16 protein-coding genes are annotated in these 19,983 nt (G+C 73.9%); 4 read left to right on the forward strand and 12 right to left on the reverse strand.

Features of this window, described 5'->3' with window-relative positions; translation table 11 throughout:
• Positions 1–441: 441 nt before the first annotated feature.
• Positions 442–1,779 (forward strand): serine/threonine-protein kinase, encoded by a 1,338-nt coding sequence (locus FGW37_RS06175; protein WP_179084537.1) that lies wholly within the window; start codon positions 442–444, stop codon positions 1,777–1,779.
• A 156-nt stretch (positions 1,780–1,935) separates the two neighbouring features.
• On the opposite strand, the gene FGW37_RS06180 is transcribed toward FGW37_RS06175, so the two are convergent.
• The 8 genes from FGW37_RS06180 to FGW37_RS06215 all read right to left on the reverse strand — a co-directional run bounded on the left by FGW37_RS06180 (position 1,936) and on the right by FGW37_RS06215 (position 14,267).
• Complete coding sequence (locus FGW37_RS06180; protein ID WP_168094398.1) at positions 1,936–2,754, reverse strand: TrmH family RNA methyltransferase; 819 nt, start codon at positions 2,752–2,754, stop codon at positions 1,936–1,938.
• Between the two features lie 51 nt (positions 2,755–2,805).
• Positions 2,806–4,068, reverse strand: a complete 1,263-nt coding sequence (gene cobA, locus FGW37_RS06185; protein ID WP_179080134.1) for a uroporphyrinogen-III C-methyltransferase — start codon at positions 4,066–4,068, stop codon at positions 2,806–2,808.
• 142 nt (positions 4,069–4,210) lie between these two features.
• Positions 4,211–8,959, reverse strand: a complete 4,749-nt coding sequence (gene cobT / locus FGW37_RS06190) for a nicotinate-nucleotide--dimethylbenzimidazole phosphoribosyltransferase (RefSeq protein WP_179080135.1) — start codon at positions 8,957–8,959, stop codon at positions 4,211–4,213.
• Positions 8,960–9,177: 218 nt separating this feature from the next.
• Positions 9,178–10,425 (reverse strand): precorrin-6y C5,15-methyltransferase (decarboxylating) subunit CbiE, encoded by a 1,248-nt coding sequence (gene cbiE, locus FGW37_RS06195; protein WP_179080136.1) that lies wholly within the window; start codon positions 10,423–10,425, stop codon positions 9,178–9,180.
• Positions 10,426–10,603: 178 nt separating this feature from the next.
• The gene (locus tag FGW37_RS06200; protein WP_179080137.1) at positions 10,604–11,245 is read right to left on the reverse strand and encodes a GNAT family N-acetyltransferase; all 642 of its coding nucleotides are present in this window, start codon (positions 11,243–11,245) and stop codon (positions 10,604–10,606) included.
• 175 nt (positions 11,246–11,420) lie between these two features.
• Positions 11,421–12,293, reverse strand: a complete 873-nt coding sequence (locus FGW37_RS06205; protein WP_179080138.1) for a MetQ/NlpA family ABC transporter substrate-binding protein — start codon at positions 12,291–12,293, stop codon at positions 11,421–11,423.
• Positions 12,294–12,435: 142 nt separating this feature from the next.
• Positions 12,436–13,212, reverse strand: a complete 777-nt coding sequence (locus FGW37_RS06210) for a methionine ABC transporter permease (RefSeq protein WP_246430292.1) — start codon at positions 13,210–13,212, stop codon at positions 12,436–12,438.
• Positions 13,209–14,267, reverse strand: coding sequence for a methionine ABC transporter ATP-binding protein (locus FGW37_RS06215; RefSeq protein WP_179080139.1), 1,059 nt, complete (start codon positions 14,265–14,267; stop codon positions 13,209–13,211). The genes FGW37_RS06210 and FGW37_RS06215 overlap by 4 nt, the downstream gene beginning before the upstream one ends.
• 630 nt (positions 14,268–14,897) lie before the next feature.
• Here FGW37_RS06215 and FGW37_RS06220 point away from each other — a divergent pair.
• Positions 14,898–15,257: a hypothetical protein gene (locus tag FGW37_RS06220; RefSeq protein WP_179080140.1), complete on the forward strand. Its 360-nt coding sequence runs from the start codon at positions 14,898–14,900 to the stop codon at positions 15,255–15,257.
• 2 nt (positions 15,258–15,259) lie between these two features.
• Entirely contained in the window at positions 15,260–15,688 is a 429-nt protein-coding gene (locus FGW37_RS06225; protein WP_382049857.1) for a hypothetical protein, read from the forward strand.
• On the opposite strand, the gene FGW37_RS06230 is transcribed toward FGW37_RS06225, so the two are convergent.
• The 3 genes from FGW37_RS06230 to FGW37_RS06240 all read right to left on the reverse strand — a co-directional run bounded on the left by FGW37_RS06230 (position 15,685) and on the right by FGW37_RS06240 (position 18,065).
• Positions 15,685–16,218 carry a GNAT family N-acetyltransferase gene (locus FGW37_RS06230; RefSeq protein WP_179080141.1) on the reverse strand — a complete coding sequence of 178 codons (534 nt, stop codon included), beginning with the start codon at positions 16,216–16,218 and terminating at the stop codon, positions 15,685–15,687. The genes FGW37_RS06225 and FGW37_RS06230 overlap by 4 nt on opposite strands.
• 83 nt (positions 16,219–16,301) lie before the next feature.
• Complete coding sequence (locus tag FGW37_RS06235) at positions 16,302–16,820, reverse strand: sigma-70 RNA polymerase sigma factor region 4 domain-containing protein (RefSeq protein ID WP_058045229.1); 519 nt, start codon at positions 16,818–16,820, stop codon at positions 16,302–16,304.
• A 63-nt stretch (positions 16,821–16,883) separates the two neighbouring features.
• A complete protein-coding gene (locus FGW37_RS06240) occupies positions 16,884–18,065 on the reverse strand; it encodes a glycerophosphodiester phosphodiesterase (protein ID WP_179080142.1) in 1,182 nt (393 codons plus the stop codon).
• A 232-nt stretch (positions 18,066–18,297) separates the two neighbouring features.
• Here FGW37_RS06240 and FGW37_RS06245 point away from each other — a divergent pair, with 232 nt between their 5' ends.
• The gene (locus FGW37_RS06245) at positions 18,298–18,975 is read left to right on the forward strand and encodes a lysophospholipid acyltransferase family protein (protein WP_179080143.1); all 678 of its coding nucleotides are present in this window, start codon (positions 18,298–18,300) and stop codon (positions 18,973–18,975) included.
• Between the two features lie 21 nt (positions 18,976–18,996).
• Here FGW37_RS06245 and FGW37_RS06250 read toward each other — a convergent pair whose 3' ends face one another.
• Positions 18,997–19,827 carry an alpha/beta fold hydrolase gene (locus tag FGW37_RS06250; RefSeq protein ID WP_179080144.1) on the reverse strand — a complete coding sequence of 277 codons (831 nt, stop codon included), beginning with the start codon at positions 19,825–19,827 and terminating at the stop codon, positions 18,997–18,999.
• Positions 19,828–19,983 lie beyond the last annotated feature (156 nt).

Raw genomic sequence — 19,983 nt, forward strand, 5'->3', positions numbered from 1 at the left:
AGCGGACGCCGGGCGGATACTCCCCTGGTTGGACGCGGACGTCCCCCGTCCTTGGGGTCTTCCCGGAGGGACACCCGGAGGGGGCCGGGAATCGCCCAGGCCGGGGTGACTTCGATCACTTCAGGCCCTCCCCCGGCCTTAACGATCTTCATGGTCCCGGCGGCCCCTCCCCTGCCCGTCGCACGCGCCCCAGCCGCCTCTCCCGCCTCGGCAGGAGCAAGGGGCTCCGGGCCGGGCAAGGCCCCAATCCCCCCTCGGCCGCGGCTCCTTGGCGCTGCTCCCCCGCGCAAGGGGTGCGCGACCGCCGCTCCGGGCCCGCGGCCCGCCGCCCGCGCCGGGTGCGGGCAATCCACTCGCCGACGCATGCGCGGCCTATCAGCGCGCCCGCCCGTCAATCCGTAAGCTGTGCCACGTCAGACGGACCGGGCAGCGGGGATGAAGATGGCGATGATGCGGCTCCGGCGCGAGGACCCGCGTGTCGTCGGCTCGTTCCGGCTTCACCGCCGGCTCGGCGCGGGCGGCATGGGCGTGGTGTACCTCGGCTCCGACCGGCGCGGGCAGCGCGTGGCGCTGAAGGTGATCCGGCCGGACCTGGCCGAGGACCAGGAGTTCCGCTCGCGGTTCGCGCGCGAGGTGCAGGCGGCCCGGCGCATCCGCGGCGGCTGTACGGCGCGGCTGGTGGCCGCCGACCTGGACGCGGACCGCCCGTGGTTCGCGACGCAGTACGTGCCGGGGCCCTCCCTGCACGACAAGGTGAACGAGGAGGGGCCGCTGTCGGCGGCTCAGACCGCCTCCATCGGGGCGGCGTTGGCCGAGGGCCTGCTCGCCGTGCACGACGCGGGCGTGGTCCACCGGGACCTCAAGCCCTCGAACATCCTGCTGTCCCCCAAGGGCCCCCGCATCATCGACTTCGGCATCGCGTGGGCGACCGGCGCGAGCACCCTGACCCACGTGGGCACGGCGGTGGGCTCGCCCGGCTTCCTCGCCCCCGAACAGGTGCGCGGCGCCGCCGTCACCCCCGCCACCGACGTCTTCGCCCTCGGCGCGACCCTCGCCTACGCCTCCACTGCGGACTCGCCCTTCGGCCAGGGCAGTTCGGAGGTCATGCTCTACCGGGTCGTCCACGAAGAACCGCAGCTCATGGCCGTACCGGACGCCCTGGCGCCGCTGATCCACGCGTGCCTGGCCAAGGATCCCGAGGAGCGGCCGAGCACGCTGCAGCTGTCGCTGCGGCTGAAGGAGATCGCTGCCCGCGAGGCTCAGGGCCTCTCCGAGGGCCGGCATCCCCTGGCGCGGCGCGACCCCGACCGGCCGTCGGGCCGCCGGGCCACGGATTATGCGGAGCAGCGCACCGAGCGGCCCACGGTCAAGGCGCCTGCACCGCGGCCGCACGTCCCGCAGGGCCGGCCCGAAGCCGGCCGCCGGCCGGCGGCGCGGCCGGGCCGGGCCAACGGGGCACCCGGGCCCGGGCAGTCCGGCAGGGGCGCCGCCGGGGCCGCGGCCCGGCGCGGCGGGCAGCCCGCGGCCCGCACGGGCGCCGGCGCCCGGCGGCCGGCGCGGGACCCGCGCCTGCTGCGGCAGCGGCTGACCGTCTTCGTGGTCGTGACGCTGCTGGTCGCCCTGGGCATCGCCGTCGCGCAGGGCTGCCAGGGCCCTGAGCGGAACACGGACGGGCTGCAGCGGGTGCCTCAGGTCTCCCGGAGCGACCAGCCGGGACAGCAAGGGCCACAGGGACAGCAGGGGCAGCGGGGCTTCTTCGGGGCGCCGGGCGGGCACTGACCGCGATCAGGGCTCCGCGCCGGGGCAGTGACATCGCTTGCCCACTGCAATCGCTTGCCCGCCGTAACGGTGCGGTGCAGCGCCACGACGGCGCGGTCCGGCGGAATCCGCGGGCAGCGGCTCAGGCGCGTACTGCCCGATCCGCCGGACGGGCCCTCAGTCCTGCGGGCGGCCCGCCGTCACCGCGTAGAACGACACGGCCGCCGCCGCGCCCACGTTGAGCGAGTCGATGCCGTGGGCCATGGGGATGCGCACCCACTCGTCCGCCGCCATCAACGCGCGCGTGGACAGGCCCTCGCCCTCGGCGCCCAGCATGAGGGCGACCCGCTCCAGCCGGTGCGGGGCCGCCGCATCGATGGACGTGGCCTTCTCGTCCGGGGTGAGGGCCAGGATCCGGAAGCCCGCCTCGCGCACGGTCTCCAGGTCACGAGGCCAGGTCTCCAGGCGCGCGTAGGGCACGGAGAAGACGGCGCCCATGGAGACCTTCACCGAGCGCCGGTAGAGCGGGTCCGCGCAGTCCGGGGAGAGCAGGACCGCGTCCATGCCGAGGGCCGCAGCGCTGCGGAAGATGGCCCCGATGTTCGTGTGGTCGTTGACCGCCTCCATGACGGCGACACGGCGCGTGCTGCGCAGCAGCTCCGCGGCCGACGGCAGGGGCTTGCGCTGCATGGAGGCGAGGGCCCCGCGGTGGACGTGATAGCCCGTCACCCGCTCGGCGAGGTCGGGGCTCACGGCGTAGACGGGGGCCGGCGCCTCGTCGATGACGTCGCGCATGACGTCGACCCACTTGGCCGACAGCAGCATCGAGCGCATCTCGTACCCGGCGTGGCGGGCGCGCCGGATGACCTTCTCGCCCTCGGCGATGAAGAGCCCTTCGGCGGGTTCGCGGCGGCGGCGCAGCTCGACGTCGGTCAGGCCCGTGTAGTCGTGCAGACGCGGGTCGTCGGGGTCGTCGATGGTGATGATGTCGGCCATGTTCTCGGTCCTCGGTGCGGGGTGCTCGGTCGCGGGGCGGTGCGGTGGGCTCTAGCGGCCGGTTCCGGTGCCGATCGTCACCACGTCGCCGATGACGATGACCGCGGGAGGCCGTATGCCTTCCGCCGCGACGCGCTCGCCGACGGTGGCCAGGGTCGCGTCGACGCGGCGCTGGGCGGAGGTGGTGCCCTCCTGGACGACGGCGACGGGCGTGGCGGCGGGGCGGCCGTGCCGGACGAGGACCTCGGCGATGGCCCCGATGTTCTCGACGGACATCAGCAGGACGAGGGTGCCGCGGAGCCTGGCGACGGCCTCCCAGTCGACCAGGGACCGCGGGTCGTCGGGGGCGACGTGGCCGCTGATGACCGTGAACTCGTGCGCGACGCCACGGTGGGTGACGGGGATGCCGGCGGCGCCGGGGACGCTGATGGTGCTGGAGATGCCGGGGACGACGGTGCACGGGATGCCGTGCTCGGCGAGTGCCTGGGCCTCTTCCATGCCGCGGCCGAAGACGAAGGGGTCGCCGCCCTTGAGGCGCACGACCGTCTTGCCGGCTCTGGCGTGCTCGATCAGGGCGTTGTTGATGGCCTCCTGGGCCATGAAGCGGCCGTACGGGATCTTCGCGGCGTCGATGACCTCGACGTGCGGGGGGAGCTCGTCGAGGAGGTCGCGCGGGCCGAGGCGGTCGGCGATGACGACGTCGGCCTGGGCGAGGAGGCGGCGGCCGCGCACGGTGATGAGGTCGGGGTCGCCCGGGCCGCCGCCGACGAGGGCGACGTGGCCGGTGGGCGTGCCGTGGCCGTCGCCCGGGCCCGTGGTGCGGGTGCGGAAGTGCGGGGCGGTCAGGGAGCCGTCGCGCAGGCCCTCGATGATCGCATCACGGACGGCGGCGGAGCGGCGGGGGTCGCGGCCGGTGAGCACGGCGACGGTGACGCCCTCGCTGCGGCCGGTGGCGGGCGTCCAGGCGGAGGCGGCGTCCGCGTCGTCGCTGCGCACGGCCCACACGCGGCGGGCCTCGGCCTCGGCGGAGGCGGCCCGGTTGGCCTCGGGGTCGTCGGTGGAGATCAGGGCGTACCAGGCGCCGTCGAGGTCGCCGTCCCGGTAGCGGCGGCGCTCCCAGCGCAGTTCGCCGGTGTCGGCCATCGCTTCGACGGAGGGGGTGGCGGAGGGGGAGACGAGGAGGACGTCCGCGCCGGCGGCGAGCAGGGCGGGCAGCCGGCGCTGGGCGACCTGCCCGCCGCCGAGGACGACGACGCGGCGGCCGGAGAGGCGCAGTCCGACGGGGTAGGCGACGGCTTCGTTGTGCTCGGCCATGGGCGTGCGGGTCTCCTCGTGGGCGGGCGAATGCGCTGGTGGGGACACCCTACGGTGCGGTGGGGGTCGAGGGCGGGGTGGGACGGGCGGGTGGGCGAAACCCCCACGCGCCGGAGGTGCGTGGGGGTTTCGCTGCCGGGCGTCAGGCCTTTTCGGTGACGCCCGCGGCGTCGAACGTGGCCACTTCGTGCATGGCGCGGGCAGCGCTCTGCACGATCGGCAGGGCCAGGAGCGCGCCCGTGCCCTCGCCGAGGCGGAGGTCGAGGTCCACCAGGGGGCGCAGGCCGAGCTTGGTCAGCGCCGCGACGTGCCCGGGCTCCGCGCTGCGGTGGCCCGCGATGCAGGCCGCGAGCGCCTCGGGGGCGATGGCGCGGGCCACGAGGGCCGCGGCCCCGGCGCTCACGCCGTCCAGGATCACCGGCGTGCGCAGGGACGCGGCGCCGAGGATCAGGCCGACGAGGGCCGCGTGCTCCAGGCCGCCGATCGCGGCGAGGACGCCGATGGGGTCCTTCGGGTCCGGCCGGTGCAGCTCGAGGGCGCGCCGGACCACGTCGACCTTGCGGGCGTGCATCTCGTCGTTGATGCCGGTGCCGCGGCCGGTGATCTCGGCCGGGTCGGCCTCGGTGTAGACGGAGACGAGGGCGGCCGACACCGTGGTGTTGGCGATGCCCATCTCGCCGGTGAGGAGCGCTTTGTTGCCGGCCGCGACCAGGTCGCGGGCGGTCTCGATGCCCACCTCGAGGGCGTGCATCGCCTCTTCGCGGGTCATGGCGGGGCCGGTGGTGATGTCGGCGGTGCCGGGGCGGATCTTGCGCGGCAGGAGGCCGGGGGTGCTGGGCAGCTCCCCCGCGACGCCGACGTCCACGACGCAGACCTCGGCGCCGACCTGGTTGGCGAACGCGTTGCACACGGCTCCGCCGCCCAGGAAGTTGGCCACCATCTGGGAGGTGACCTCCTGCGGCCACGCCGTGACGCCCTGGGCGTGCACCCCGTGGTCACCGGCGAAGATCGCGACGGCGGCGGGCTCGGGGATCGGCGGCGGGCACTTGCGCGACAGGCCGCACAGCTGCGCGGAGATGATCTCCAGCATGCCGAGCGCGCCGGACGGCTTGGTCATGCGCTTCTGCCGCTCCCACGCCTCGCCGAGCGCCTTGGCGTCCAGCGGGCGGATGCCGCGCAGGGTCTCGGCGAGCAGGTCGTGCGGCTCCTCGCCGGGCAGGGCGCGGCGGCCGTACTCCTCCTCGTGCACCACCCACGACAGCGGCCGGCGCTTGGACCAGCCGGCCTGCATCAGCTCGGGCTCGTCCGGGAACTCGTCGACGTACCCGACGCACAGGTACGCGACGACCTCCAGGTGCTCGGGCAGGCCCAGGGTGCGGACCATCTCGCGCTCGTCGAAGAAGCTGACCCAGCCGACGCCGAGGCCCTCGGCGCGGGCGGCGAGCCAGAGGTTCTCGACGGCCAGCGCGGAGGAGTACGGAGCCATCTGCGGCTGGGTGTGGCGGCCCAGGGTGTGGCGGCCGCCGCGGGTGGGGTCGGCGGTGACGACGATGTTGACGGGCGTCTCGAGGATCGCCTCGATCTTCAGTTCCTTGAACTGCTTGGCCCGGCCCTTCGGCAGCGACTTGGCGTAGGCGTCGCGCTGGCGCTGGGCCAGTTCGTGCATGGCCTGCCGGGTCTCCGCGGAACGGATGACGACGAAGTCCCAGGGCTGGGAGTGGCCGACGCTGGGCGCGGTGTGCGCGGCCTCCAGGACGCGCAGCAGCACCTCGTGCGGGATGGGGTCGGTGCGGAATCCGTTGCGGATGTCGCGCCGCTCGCGCATCACGCGGTGCACGGCCTCGCGCTCGGCGTCGCCGTACCCAACGGCGGCGGGCACCTCGGGCTCGGGCTCGGCCGGGGCTTCGGCCTCCGCGGCGGGCTCCGCTGCGGGCTCCGCTGCGCGGGGCGCGGGGACAACCGGCTCCGGGGCCTCGGCCGGCTCCGCGGGGGCCTGCTGGGGGGCCGGGATGCGGACGTCGGCGGGGACGTCGGCAGGGGCCTCGGGTGCGGTGGCCGGGGTCAGGACCTGGGGGCCCGCGGGGGCGGCCGCCTGGGCGTCGTCCTCGGCGGCCGGCTCGGGCAGATCGGCTGCGGACTGCTCCGGCGCCGGAATCTGCGCTGCGTCCTCGGTCGCGGGTGCCTGCGGTTCGGAGATGGTGGCCTGCTCGGTCTGCGGTACGCCGGCGGGGGCGTGCGGGTCGGACGGGGCGGACGGTTCGCCGGTGGGAACGGCGGGCTCGGCGGGCTCGGCGGGCTCGGCGGCGGGCGCGCCGGGGACGGCGGCCTCCTCGGACTGCGGGGCGTCGAGCTGCTGCGCGCCCGACGCGGGACCGGACTCGATCCCGGCCCCGGCCTGGGACCCGGCCGCGGTGGCATCCTGCGCGGGCTGCGGGGCAGTAGCGGGAGCGTCCAGCGGCGCGGCCTGGGCGGACGGTTCGCCGGCGGAAGCGACCGGCTCGGCGGCGGGCGCGCCGGGGACGGCGGCCTCCTCGGACTGCGGGGCGTCGAGCTGCTGCGCGCCCGACGCGGGACCGGACTCGATCCCGGCCTCGGCCTCGGCAGCGGTGGCAGCCTGCGCGGGCTGCGGAGCGGCAGCGACAGCGTCGAGCGGCGTAGACGGTTCACCGCCGGGCGCAGCCGGGACAGCGGCCTGCTCGGACTGCGGAGCGTCGGCCGGCTGCGCGACCGGGGCGGGACCGGACTCGATCCCGGCCTCGGCCTCGGCAGCGGCGGCAGCCTGCGCGGGCTGCGGAGCGGCAGCGACAGCGTCGAGCGGCGCAGACGGTTCACCGCCGGGCGCAGCCGGGACAGCGGCCTGCTCAGGCTGCGGAGCGGCAGCGGGCACGTCGACCGGCGCAGACGGTTCGCCGACGGGGGCGGCGGGCTCGGCCACGGGCGCGCCCGGGACCGCAGCCTGCTCCGGCTGCGCGCCCGACGCGGGGCCGGACTCGGTCCCCACCTCGACCGGCGAGGCCTGTGCAGCCTCCGCGGCGAGCTCGGCAGCCGGACCGGCCTGCGGAACGGCCTGTGCATCCGCACCCGCATCCGCTACGGGCTCGGCAGCGGCGTCGGCAGCCTGGTCGGCCTGCGGAGGGGAAACGGCGCTCTGTTCAGACTGCGGGATACCCGCCTGCACGTCCACCACGGTCTCGGCAACAGCCGGAACAGCAGCGTCGGCGACAAGCCCATCCGGAACGGACTCGGCAGCGGCAGGAGCAGAAGCAGCGGCGGCAGCATCCGTCGCGGGCACCGGACCGGCAGCCTGCTCGGGCTGCACGGCCGTGACCGGCGCCTCCGCCGCGCCCTCGACAGTGGCCGGGACGGCGTCCTGCGCGTCCACCGCAGCGTCGGCAACAGCGGGAGCGGCGGCTTCGGCAGCCTGCTCTGCCTGCGGAGCGGTGGCGGAGGCATCCGTCACCGGTACGGAATCGGCAGGCTGCACAGCCTCGGCCGGGACGGCGCCCTGCGCGTCCACCGCGGGATCGGCAGCGCCGACCGCCTCCGGCTCGGGCCGGGTGGCGTCAGCGGCCGCATCGGCCGGGGCGGTCCGCATCAGGGGCTCGTCGGCGGGAGCGACCGCCGCGGCGGCCTCTGCCGACGGGGCGTCAGCGAGGCCCGTAGCAGCCTGGTCAGCGGCCTCGGCGGCCGGCGTCGGCGGGACCTCGGCCGGAATCAGGCCCTGGTCGGTCTGAACGGCGGTCTGCTCCGGCTCGGCCGCACCGGCCGGGGTACCGGCGGTCGCGACGGCTTCGGCACCCTGCCCGGGCTGCCCGGCACCGGCGGCGGGAACCTCGGCCGCGACCGGCTCGGCAGCTGCCGCAGGCTGGGGCGTCACCGCGGCCTGGTCGGCCGGGGCGGCCTCCGCGACCGGGTGCGGGTCCGGCGCGGAGGCGAGCGCGGGCCCGGTTTCCCCGGCGGGAGCCGCCTCGGCCTGCGGAGCGTCCGCGGGCGCAGCCACCGGCTCGGCCCCGGCGGCAGGCGCCGACGCCGTGGCGGCGTCCGTCACGACGGCGGCCTGAGGGGCCGGTTCGGCCGTGACGCCCGGCGGTACGTGGACCTGCCCGGTGGCCGCGGCGACCACGGCGTCGATGGCGAGGAGGCCGGTCGAGGGCGCCGCACCAGCGGCCGGCTCGGCGGCGACGGGGTGCTCGGCAGGCTGCTCCGGGGCGGCTGACGGCACGTCAACGGCGGGGGCGGCCGGGCCGGACGCCTGGGGCGGTACGAAGGCCGCGGCGGGCGGCTGCGGCTGGGCGTCCCACGTGCCCGGCTGCTGCTGCGGCACCTCGCCGAGGCGCGGGGTCTGCTGAGTGCCCGTCTCGTCGACGGTGCCGTCGAGGTATTCGGGGCCCGGTGCGGGCACCGCCGGCGGTGCGGGCGGGCGGACCGGGGCGGGGGCCGGCGCGGCGGGGCCGCGGTCGGCCAGGGAGCGGACGACTCCGCCGGTGGGGTCCGGGACGGGCGGGCCCATGTGCAGGGGGCGGCGCGGGGCCGCCGGGGCGGTGGGCGGCTGGCCCGCGGCGGCGGCCGGGGGGATGCGGACGTCGCCGTAGTCGACGGAGCCGGTGTCGCGTCCGCCGCTCTCGTGCGTACCGCCCTGGACGGCCGGCTGCTCCATCCAGGCGCCCTGGGCACCCGGCATCAGCAGGAGGTCGTCCTCGTCGGCACCGTCCGGCTCCGTGCCGTCCCCGTGGTCGAGGAAGGCATACGTGGCAGGAGGGGCAGGAGGGGTCTGAGGGGCCGGGGCTCCGGGGTCGGCAGGGGCTACGGCGTCCGCGGGGAACGGGTGGCCGGGCAGCGCGCCTGCGTTCTCCGGCTGTCCCTCGCCCGGGAACTGGCCGGTGTCGGTCATGCGTACCCCTCGCCCATCGGTAGTGCTCCTTCCAACCGCTCACGCCCATAGTCAAGAACGAGCGTCCGTGCCTCGCGGCACGTTGTACGTCGCCCGCCCCTACCTTGCCGTGCCCCCGCCAAAAGGAGGGTGCGTTCGGGACATTGACGACTGTGGTGTCGGACACCGAGGGGCGGTACAACGATCCGCCAGCCTACCCTCCGCCCGGCGGGGCGGGGTCACAGGTGGGTGCGGCGTCCGCTCAGCAGGAAGGCGACGGACCGTTCGCGCTCGGCCCAGGCGGCGGGGTCGAGCTCCACGGCCTGGAGCAGGGTGCATTCGACGGCGTAGCCGCCTTCGGCGAGGGCGCGGCCGACGGCCTCGGCCTCGTCGCGGGTGGCGGCGTGGGCGACGATGCGCTCGGGTCGGCGGGCGGCGCAGGCGGCGACGACGGGGGCGCCTCCGCCGCCGACGCGGACGACGTCGGGTTCGGGGAGGTCCTCCAGGACCTGGGGGGCGGCGCCGTGGACGACCTGGAGCTGGACGCCGTAGCGGCGGGCGACGGCGGTGGTGCGGGCGCAGGCGTCGGCGTCGCGGTCGACGGCGATGACGGCGGCGCCGAAGCGGGCGGCCTCGACGGCGGCGGCGCCGCTGCCGGAGCCGATGTCCCAGACGAGGTCGCCGACGCGGGGGCCGAGGCGGGCCAGTTGGGCGGCGCGCAGTTCGGTGGCCTCGCCCTCGCCGAGGTCGCTGCCGTAGGCGTCGGCGGGCAGGGCCCAGCCGCGGACGGCCGGGGGGTAGCCGGGGTCGCGGCCCGCGATCCAGCCGCCGCCGGCGCGGGGCCGGGTCGCTCCCCAGCCGGGGACGGTGGCGGGCGCGGCGCCGGCGCCGCCGATGACGATGACGACGTTGGGGTCGCGCCAGTAGTGGTCGGGGGCCTTGTCGGAGGTGAGGACGGTGACCTGTTCGCGCTCGGTGCCGAGCTCCTCGCAGATGACGAAGGTGCGGTGGACGTCGCCGAGGAGGAGGGCGAGTTCGGCGGGGCCGGCGCCGGGCGAGGTGAGGACGGCGACCTTGGTGTGGGCGCGGCAGACGTTGACGGCGCGGCGCAGGTCGCGGCTGTGGGCGACGACGATCTGGGCGTCGTCCCAGGGCATGCCGGCGCGGGCGAAGGCGGTGGCGACGGAGGAGACGGCGGGCACGACCTCGACCTCGAGGCCGTGCTGGGGGGCGCGCAGGGTGCGGACGACGCCGAAGAAGCCGGGGTCGCCGTCGGCGAGGACGACGGCGGAGCCGCGGTGGCCGGCGATACGGCGGGCGGCGAGGTCGACGCTGCCGAGGCGGATGCGCTCGGCGGCGGGCGGGACTTCGGGCAGGTCGAGGTGGTGGGCGGCGCCGGCTACGAGGGTGGCGGCGGCCAGGGCGGAGCGGGCCGCGTCCGTGAGTGGTGAGCCGTCCCACCCGATCACCGTGACCCGGTCGGCCATCGTCGTCATTCTCCTGGGCTTGTCGGCGCGTCTGCGGGGCGGGTCTGTCGGCGGAAAGTGTGGCGGCGGGGGGCGGGGCAGGGCGAGCGTACCCCCTATTGGTCCGGACCTTCCCGGGTCCGGATGCGGTGACCGGGCCGCCCGGGCCGCGCCGGAGCCGCTCCGGGACCGGCCGGTGTCAGGACCAGTCGTGGAAGGCCGCAGCGTAGCCGGGGTCCCCCGCGGGCTGCTCGCGCATTTCGTCGAGGTCCTCGGGGAGGAGGCTCCAGATGATGAGGTCGGTGCGGAGCTCGGTCCAGCCGCCGTCCTCGGTGCGGCCGCGTCCTATCCAGGCGTTGCGCAGCACGCCCTCGCTGATGCAGCCGACCTTCTGGGCGACCTGCTGGGAGGCCGTGTTGTCGGCGGCGGTGCGCAGCTCCAGGCGCTCGAACTTCTGGTCGCGGAAGAGCCACTCGGCGACGGCGAGCACGGATTCGCAGGCGTAGCCCTCGCCGCGGGCCCAGGGGGCGACGACGTAGCCGACCTCGGCGGAGAGGGCCCGCCAGTCGGTGTGGTGGAGGTGGACGCAGCCGACGAGGCGGTGGGTGAGGAACTCGGTGACCGCAAAGACGATTCCGCGCCCTTCGGTGCGCTCCGCCGGGGCCTCGTGCAGGGCCCAGTCACGGGCGTGGGCGGTGGTGTAGGGGTGGGGCACCGAGGTCCAGGCGGTGACGAGTTCGTCGCTCATCATCTCCGCGAGCGCGGGCACGTCCTCGGCTTCGAACGGGCGCAGCACCAGCCGGTCCGTACTGATGGAGATGTCCGGGAAGGTGGATGTCATGTGCTGCTCCAACGCCGGGGAAGTGGGCTCGGGACGGGGGCGCTCCGGGCTTGAGTGCACCAGCATGCAGCATCGATGCGTGCGTGCGCCAAGCGCGTCGGCCCCGCGCACGCCGACGGGTGCGCGGGGCCTGGGGCCACAGGGGCGGCTGTGGTTACGGAAGCGACAGGCGGGGTCAGCCCTTCACCGCGCCGAAGGCGGGGAGGACGGCACCGTTGCTGAACTTCTGCTCGATGAACTTCTTCACCTCGTCGGAGTTCAGGAGCCCCGCGAGCTTCTGGACGCGCGGGTCGGACTCGTTGCCCTTCTTCACGGCGAGGAAGTTGGCGTAGGGGTTGCCGTCGGCCTTCTCCAGGGCGATGGCGTCCTTGGCCGGGTTGAGCTTGTGGCCGATGGCGAAGTTGCCGTTGATGACGGCGGCGTCGACGTCGGCGAGGCGGGAGGGGATCTGGGCGGCCTCGAGCTCGGTGAACTTCACGCCCTTGGCGTCCTTGATGTCCGAGAGCTTGGCCTCGGAGCCGACGCCGTCCTTCAGGACGATGACGCCGTTGTCGGCCAGCAGCTTCAGGGCGCGGCCCTCGTTGGTGGCGTCGTTGGGCACGGCGATGGTCGCGCCGCTGCCGAGGTCGCCGGCCTTCTTTACCTTTTCGGAGTACAGGCCGAGCGGCTCGATCTCGACGTTGACGACCGGGACGATGTCGGTCTTCTGCTTCTTGTTGAAGTCGTCGAGGTACGGCTTGTGCTGGAAGAAGTTGGCGTCGACCTCGCCGTTCTGCGTGGCGGTGTTCGGGAGCACGTAGTCGTTGAACTCCTTCACCTCCAGCTTCAGGCCGGCCTTCTCCGCGAGGTTGTCGCGGACGAAGTTGAGGATGTCGCCGTGCGGGGTCGGGCTGGCGGCGACGACGAGCTTGGCGGCCGGGTCGGCGTCCTTGCCCTTCTTCGAGCTGCCGGAGGAGGAGGTGTCGGACGGAGCGCTGCACGCGCTCAGGCCGAGGGTGAGTGCGGCGGCGGCCGCGACGGCGGCGGTGAGCTTGACGGTGGTACGCACGAAGAGTGCCCCTCTTTCTGGTTTTCCTGGGTTCACGAGGTGTTGCCGCCCGGCAAAGGGTCCGGGCTCGTGGATCTGCGGTGAGGGGCGAAATGCCCCTCGTGCCAGGCCTGATCAGCTCCGATCAGGAAGTCTTTTTCGGTCAGGAGGCCTTGGATGCCTCCGGCGCCTCGGCCTGAGCCGGGACGGTCGCCACGGGCTTGGCCGCCACGCGGGCGGGGGCCCACAGCCGGCGCAGGCCCACGGGGGCCGCCTGCCGCCCGCCGCGCCGGGCGAGGGCGCGTACGGAGAGGTCTCCGGCGAGCTGGACGACGGTGACGATGACGATGAGCAGCACGATGGTGATGTTCATCAGGCCGGTCTCGGAGCGCTGGTAGCCGTAGACGATGGCCAGGTTTCCGAGGCCGCCGCCGCCGACCGCACCGGCCATCGCGGAGTAGCCGATGAGGGCGATGACGGTCGTGGTCAGGCCCGCGATGACCGAGGGCAGGGCCTGCGGGAGCAGCACCTTGAAGATCACGGTCCAGGTGCCGCCGCCCATGGACTGGACGGCTTCGACGAGGCCGTGGTCGACCTCGCGGAGCGCGGTCTCCACCAGCCGGGCGAAGAAGGGGATCGCGCCGATGGCCAGGGCCACCACGGCCGCGCTAGGCCCGATGGAGGTGCCGACCACGAAGCGGCTGAAGGGGATCAGCCACACCATGAGGACGATGAAGGGCAGCGAGCGGGCGAGGTTGACGACCACCCCGACGGCCTTGTTGACCACGACGTTCTGCAGGAGGCCGCCGCGGTCGGTGAGGACCAGCAGGATGCCCAGCGGCAGTCCGCCGAGGACGGTGTAGACGGTGGACCACCACACCATGAAGAGGGTGTCCAGACACGCGTTGTGCAGCAGGGGCTGCATCTCGGTCCAGGTCACTTGGCACCATCCTTCAGGAGCGCGTCGGCCGGGGCCGCGTCGTGGGCGTCCCGCACATCGGCGACCTCGACCTGCAGGCCCTGCTCGCGCAGGAAGCCGATCGGGACGACGTTCTCCTCGAAGCGGCCGGGCAGTTCGATGCGCATCCGGCCGACCTGCTTGCCGCAGACGGTGTCCATCGCGGCGCCCAGGATCGAGATGTCGATGTTGTACGTACGGGAGAGCTGGGAGATGACCGGCTGGGTCGCGGCGTCGCCGTGGAAGGTGACGTCCACGACGGTGCGGTCCGGGCCGGACGGCTCGCCGCCGACCGGGAAGAGCTCGGCCGCGAGCTCCGAGCCGGGGGTGGCGAGGAGCTCGGAGACGGTGCCGGACTCCACCACGCGCCCGCCCTTCATCAGGGCCGCGGAGTCGCAGATGGTCTTGACGACCTCCATCTCGTGGGTGATGAGGAGGACGGTCAGGCCGAGCTGCTGGTTGAGGTCGCGCAGCAGCTGCAGGATGGAGCGGGTGGTCTCCGGGTCGAGCGCGGAGGTCGACTCGTCGGAGAGCAGCACCTTGGGGTCGCCGGCCAGGGCGCGGGCGATGCCGACGCGCTGCTTCTGGCCGCCGGAGAGCTGGCCGGGGTAGGCCTTGGCCTTGTCGGCGAGGCCGACGAGGTCGAGGAGCTCGAGGGCCTTGCGCTCGCGCTCCTTGCCGGAGACGCCGAGGATCTCCAGCGGCAGCTCGATGTTGGACTGCACGGTCCGCGAGGACAGCAGGTTGAAGTGCTGGAAGACCATGCCGATGCGGCTGCGCGCCTTGCGCAGCTCGGCTCCGGCGCGGTTGCCGCGCCCGGCGAGGGCGGTGAGGTCCTGGCCCGCGACCGTGACCGTGCCTGCGCTTGGGCGCTCCAGGAGGTTGACGCAGCGGATGAGGGTCGACTTGCCGGCGCCGCTCTGACCGACGACGCCGTACACCTCGCCCTCCCGCACGTGGAGGTCGACGCCGTCGAGGGCGGTGACCTCGCGGCCGCGTGAGCGGTAGACCTTTGTCAGGCCCGTAGTGGTGATCACAGGGTTTCCGTCACTGTCGAGTGCGCGGCGGTGAGGGCGCCGGGCACGGGCATTCATTGCGGAGCGCGGCCTAGGTGCCCCGGCGGGCGCGAACGAGGGTCGCGGCTTCGGGGAGTCCTGGTGACGCGGGGCGGAGCTTTTCCGGTCCGGTCCGGGTGGGACGCGGGACGCGGGCTCTACGGGTCTCGCTTCGGGGCGCGAGGCACGGAACGGGGGCCCTCAGCGGTCACACATTCGACACATGCAACGAGCAGCGCCGGGCGTCGTCATCGCCTCGGTCGCACAGGTGCGGCTGCTCGTCGTGGTCATGCGGGAAAGTAAAACAGACGGATGTGCGAGTCGGCCAAGGCTGTCCGAATAGCGGACGCACATGGCCGGTTCGTGGACACGTCCCGCTCCCCGTAAGCGATCTTCAAGCCATCCACGACCACCCCTTGACCTGCGGGGACGTGGGCTGCGGACCCTGCCCCCGCGCTCCCCGGCCGGGGCGCCGGGATGCGCCCTGTGGTCAAGGCCACGGGCCGACGGGGCCCGGTGCGGGGCCGGGCGCGGCGCATTCCGGGCAGGCCATTAAAGTCGTCCCATGCTTGTCCAGCCCCCTCCGCACGCGCCCGCAGCCCGGTGGCCACGGTGATCGGCGCGCTGACGCTCGCGGTCGGACTGACCGCCCTCGCGCTGGCCGCCTGGTGCGGCATCGCCTTCTCCCGCGACCAGTCCACCAAGGACTGGCACTTCATCGGCATGGCCGTGGTGACCGTCCTGGCGGTCGCCCAGCTCGTGATCGGCGTGGTGCGGCTGGCCGGAGGCGACGAGCCCGAGCAGGGCACCGCCATCTTCCTGGCCTACCTGATCGGCTCGGCGGCGGCCGTGCCCGCCGCGGGCTTCATGTCGCTCGCGGAGCGCACCCGCTGGGGTTCGGCCACCGTGGCGGCGGGCGCCGTGATCCTGGCCGTGCTCGAAGTGCGGCTCTACGACATCTGGGGAGGCTGACCGTGACCGAACCGACCACCCCCGCCAAGCCGGGCTTCAACCTCGGCGAGGGGCCCGGCCGGCTGCTGGTGTGGCTCTACGGCGTCTTCACCGTCGCCGCGGCCTCCCGCTCGATCGTCCAGATGATCCTGGACTTCGGCCGCGCCCCGCTGGCCTACGTCCTGTCGGCGATCGCCGCCGTGGTGTACGCCTTCATCACGTACTCCCTGGTCCGCGGCGGGCCCGCGGCCCGCCGGGCGGCGCTCGTGTGCTGCGCCGCCGAGCTGGCCGGCGTCCTCGTCGTCGGGACGTGGACGCTCGCCGAACCGTCCGCCTTCCCCGACGCCACGGTCTGGTCGGACTACGGCATGGGCTACCTCTTCATCCCGGTGATCCTGCCCGTCACCGCGATGGTGTGGCTGCGCCGGGCGGCACAGCCCCAGGCCGGCTAGCGGCTCGCCGCGAGCGCCGCCCCGGCGGCGCCCGGCGCGGACTCCGCGCCCCGGTCCCGGGGTTCCTTCTCCATCGTCACCAGCGTGAGCTTGCGCGTGACCTGCTCGCTGGCCACCTGGACGTACCCCCACTTGCGGTACAGCCGCAGGTTGCCCTCGTTGCGGTGGCCGGTGGCCAGGCGGTAGCGGGTGGCCCCCTCCGCCGCCAGCCGGGCCTCGACCGCGGCGAGCAGCCGCCCGCCCAGGCCGTGCCGCTGCATCCGGGGATGGACGATCATCCCGGAGATCACCGCCGTGCCCCCGGGGCCGGCCGTGCCGCGCACCGAGCCCACGACCTCGTCGCCGAGCCGGGCCACCAGGACGCAGCCGGCGCCCAGTTCGGCGCGCAGCTCGGCGAGGGTCTGGGTGAGCGGTGCGATGGAGTAGTCGCCGTAGAGCTCCGCCTCGCCCTGATAGCAGAGGTACTGGAGTTTGAGGATCTGTTCGGCGTCGAGATCGGTCGCCGCAGAGATGGTCACGCTCATGCCCATGTGCCCACGCCTCCCCTTTTCGGTTCGGTCCGCCCTGACAGGAGCCGTCGTGGGTGCACGTCGCCTCCGGTGGCGCCGGTTGTCTACCGCTCCTTTCCCCAGGGTTCAGGAGCGGCAACCTCCGCCGTCAGCATTCTGCGCAGGCATCCCAGGCAACGGGAACGTACCGGCCCCAAAGATCCTTGTGACATTCCCAACTCGCCTGCGATTTCTCGGTAGGTCGGGTCCTTCCGGGAGAGGAGGGCGGCCAGCAGCCGGGGGCACCGGCCGGGCAGCCGGCGCACCGCGGCGCGCAGCGCCCGGCCCTCTTCGGCGGCGAGCACCTGCTGTTCGACGCCCGCGTCGTGGCCGCCCGGCGGCTCGGAGTGGGTGGGGTCGTAGAGCACCTCGCGCCGGGCGCGGCGGCGCGCGGCGCGGGCCTCGGCCCGGACGGTCGCCCGCAGCCGGGCCGCCGAGACGATGGTGCGGCTGTCACTGAGCAGCCGCACCCAGACGCCCTGTTCGAGGTCGGCGGCGTCGGTCCCGGCGACGGCGGCCGCCTCGGCGGCGCACTCCGCTTTGAGCAGGGGGCTCAGCCGGGTCAGGAGATCGCTCTGCGTCATGCGAGGCGTGACGTGAGACCCGGCTCCGGCGGTTCCGGGCCGCCGGACGATCACCCTTGCGGGTTACCCCTTCAGAAACGCGTCCCGCGCGATCGCCGCGGTGTCGCAGTTGTCCGAGAAGATGCCGTCGATCCCGGTCGCGAAGTACGTCTTGAACGCCGCGAGCGCGTCGCCGTACCCGTTGGGGTCGGTGCCCCGCCGGAAGTCCGCCGGCAGGAAGCTGTTCTCGTTGCGCATGGTGTACGGGTGCAGGATCAGCCCGGCGGCGTGCGCGTCGCGCACCAGCGTGGTGGGCTTGGTCAGCTTGTCGTTCTTGTCCCGCGGGATGATCAGGTTCAGCCACGGGCCGATGCCCTGGGCGAAGCCGGAGACCCACTTCAGGCCCTTGGGCGTGATCAGGTCGGCGACCGTGCGCGGGTCCTTGGCCTCGACGAAGTCCCAGGGCTGCGTCGTGAGGTCGTCCAGCAGGAGGACCTTGGGGCAGTCGACGCCCAGCCGGTTCAGCCGCTGGAGGCTGCTCGGCTCGAAGGACTGCAGGAAGGTGTGGGCGTTGCGGCCCGAGCGGTTGTAGCGGCGCAGCAGCTTGGCGAGCCGCTCCTCCAGGCCGAGGCCGGCCTTGCGGAAGTAGGTGGGGTGCTTGGTCTCGATGTGCAGCCAGATGCGGCGGCCGCGCTTGCGGCCCTGCTCGTCGGCCCACTTCAGGACCTCTTCGAAGGTGGGCACCTGCCAGACGCCGTCGTAGAGGGTGTTGTGCTGCCGGGTGCCGGGGATGCGCTCCTTGGCGCGCAGCGTCTTCAGCTCGGCGAGCGTGAAGTCCTCGGTGAACCAGCCGGTGTGGGCCTCGCCGTCGACGGTCTTCGTCGTCTTGCGGGAGGCGAACTCCGGGCGGGAGGCGACGTCGGTGGTACCGGTGATGTCGTTCTCGTGACGGCACACGAGGTGCCCGTCCTTGGTGGGGACGAGGTCCTGCTCGATGACGTCCGCGCCGTTGTCGAGGGCGAACTGGTAGGAGCCGAGGGTGTGCTCGGGGCGGTAGCCGCTGCCGCCGCGGTGGCCGACGACGGTCGGCTTGGGCAGGTCCTTGTACGAACCGCCCGCGCCGCCGCCGTGGGCGCGCTCCGCGGCCTGCCCGCGCTGCGCGGCCGAGGCCGTGCCCGCTCCGCCGCCGAGGACGACCGCTCCCGCGCCGAGGGCCGCTGCGGCCCCCAGAAGGGTGCGCCTGCCCGGCCGCTGCTCCTGATCCATGAACGCTCCTTGCTTGCGCGTCCCGGCGCCGTTCCGGCACCCGTCGGACGCGCAGATCGTAAACACGTACGACTTCCGTCTGTGAAGACGAAGGTCAAACGGCGTGCAAACTCCTGTCAACACTCCGTATCGCGTCCCCCTACCCGGGGTGCGCAAGGCCCATACCGGCGAGTATGGTCACTCCCCTGCGCAGACGTGCGCCGCACCGACCATCACGACCGGAGGGCCTCCGTTGTCCCGCATCTTGCTCAAGGCGTTCCTCGGATTGCTCATGCGCGTCCTGTACCGCCCCAAGGTGGAGGGCACGGAGCGTATCCCCGGCAGCGGGCCGGTCATCCTGGCGGGCAGCCACGTGACGTTCGTCGACTCGCTGTTCCTCGCGCTGGTGGTCAAGCGGCAGGTCTTCTTCATCGGCAAGGACGAGTACGTCACGGGCAAGGGGGTCAAGGGCCGGGTCATGGCCTGGTTCTTCCGCAGCTCCGGCATGATCCCGGTGGACCGCGACGGCGGCCGCGGCGGCGTCGCGGCGCTGATGACCGGCCGCCGCATCCTCGACGAGGGCAAGGTCTTCGGCATCTACCCCGAGGGCACCCGCTCCCCCGACGGCCGCCTCTACCGCGGCCGCACCGGCATCGCCCGCCTCGCGCTGATGACGGGCGCGCCGGTGGTGCCGTTCGCGATGATCGGCATGGACAAGGTCCAGCCGGGCGGCAAGGGCATGCTGCACCTCGCCCCGGTGACGGTGCGCTTCGGCGAGCCGCTGGACTTCTCCCGCTACGAGGGCATGGACCGCGACCGCTACATCCTGCGTGCCGTCACCGACGAGGTGATGAGCGAGGTCATGAGCCTGTCCGGCCAGGAGTACGTGGACGTCTACGCAACCAAGGCCAGGGCCTCGAAGGCGGCCTGACGCCACGTCACCTGACGGCGGCTAGCCCTGGCCTATGCACTGGGGCTGGAAGGCCGGGTCGGCCGGACCCTTGCGCCCCAGCGCGTTGAGGACCCACTGGGCGACGACCGGGTCCTTGGTGGCCTGGTCGTGCATGAAGAGGTCCAGCTTGCACTTGTCCTGCAGCACGACGTTCGTGACGCGCTCGGCCGGGCCGGCCAGCAGGGCGCTGGTGTAGGGGATGACGACCTCGTCGTAGCGCGTGGTGACGACGGTGTAGTCGGGGCCGGCCGGCGCCTCCTCGCCCGCGTTGAGCTTCTGCATGAAGTCCGAGCCCCAGCGCTGGTCGGCGCAGGACGGGCAGAACGTCCAGCCGGCCGGGACGGCCAGAGGGTTCTTCGTGCCGTGGTTGGACGGGACGATGCCGACGAGGTCGTCGACGTTGACCGCGCCGCCCAGGAACTTCACGTAGTAGCGCGGCATCATGCCGCCCTGACTGTGGCCGACGAGGTCGACCTTCTTCGCGCCCGTGGCGCGACGCACACTCTCCACGAAGTCGCGCAGCTCCTCGGCCGACTGCGGGACCGGGGCGGTCTCCAGCTTGCCGTAGTTGAAGGCGAAGACGCAGTAGCCCGCCTCCTTCAGCTTCGGCGAGAGGGCCGACCAGTTCTCGCCCATGACCTTGAAGGTGCCGTTGACCAGCACGACGGGCTCGGGGTGGGCCGAATCCGGCTTGCAGGACCAGTCGTTGGCCCCGCGCGGCGGGATGTCGAGGACGGAGGCGGAGGCCGGGGACGCACCCGGGCCCGTGAGGCCCAGAGCCGCGGTGGCCACGGCGGCGAGCAGCAGTCCGACCGTTCTGCGGAGGCGCATGAGGGGGGTTTTCCTTTGGCAACGGGACGGCGGGGGACCACCGTCGGAACCGAACCATGTTCGACAATGTCGACCAGTGGTCGTGATCGTTGCCCGCACGTCAGTATTGCGTCAAGAGGAATTGTTTCCGGCGTATGTCACACGGGCCGGGGCTTG

Source organism: Streptomyces rectiverticillatus, from assembly GCF_013394065.1.
Taxonomy (GTDB): Bacteria; Actinomycetota; Actinomycetes; order Streptomycetales; family Streptomycetaceae; genus Streptomyces; species Streptomyces rectiverticillatus.

What these genes read in the sequence shown, in the direction of transcription:
- cobT (WP_179080135.1), bottom strand. Translation starts at nt 8,959, where the DNA reads ATGACCGACACCGGCCAGTTCCCGGGCGAGGGACAGCCGGAGAACGCA.
- FGW37_RS06180 (WP_168094398.1), bottom strand. Translation starts at nt 2,754, where the DNA reads ATGGCCGACATCATCACCATCGACGACCCCGACGACCCGCGTCTGCAC.
- FGW37_RS06240 (WP_179080142.1), bottom strand. Translation starts at nt 18,065, where the DNA reads ATGGATCAGGAGCAGCGGCCGGGCAGGCGCACCCTTCTGGGGGCCGCA.
- cobA (WP_179080134.1), bottom strand. Translation starts at nt 4,068, where the DNA reads ATGGCCGAGCACAACGAAGCCGTCGCCTACCCCGTCGGACTGCGCCTC.
- FGW37_RS06230 (WP_179080141.1), bottom strand. Translation starts at nt 16,218, where the DNA reads ATGGGCATGAGCGTGACCATCTCTGCGGCGACCGATCTCGACGCCGAA.
- cbiE (WP_179080136.1), bottom strand. Translation starts at nt 10,425, where the DNA reads ATGGCCGACCGGGTCACGGTGATCGGGTGGGACGGCTCACCACTCACG.
- FGW37_RS06250 (WP_179080144.1), bottom strand. Translation starts at nt 19,827, where the DNA reads ATGCGCCTCCGCAGAACGGTCGGACTGCTGCTCGCCGCCGTGGCCACC.
- FGW37_RS06200 (WP_179080137.1), bottom strand. Translation starts at nt 11,245, where the DNA reads ATGACATCCACCTTCCCGGACATCTCCATCAGTACGGACCGGCTGGTG.
- FGW37_RS06235 (WP_058045229.1), bottom strand. Translation starts at nt 16,820, where the DNA reads ATGACGCAGAGCGATCTCCTGACCCGGCTGAGCCCCCTGCTCAAAGCG.
- FGW37_RS06175 (WP_179084537.1), top strand. Translation starts at nt 442, where the DNA reads ATGGCGATGATGCGGCTCCGGCGCGAGGACCCGCGTGTCGTCGGCTCG.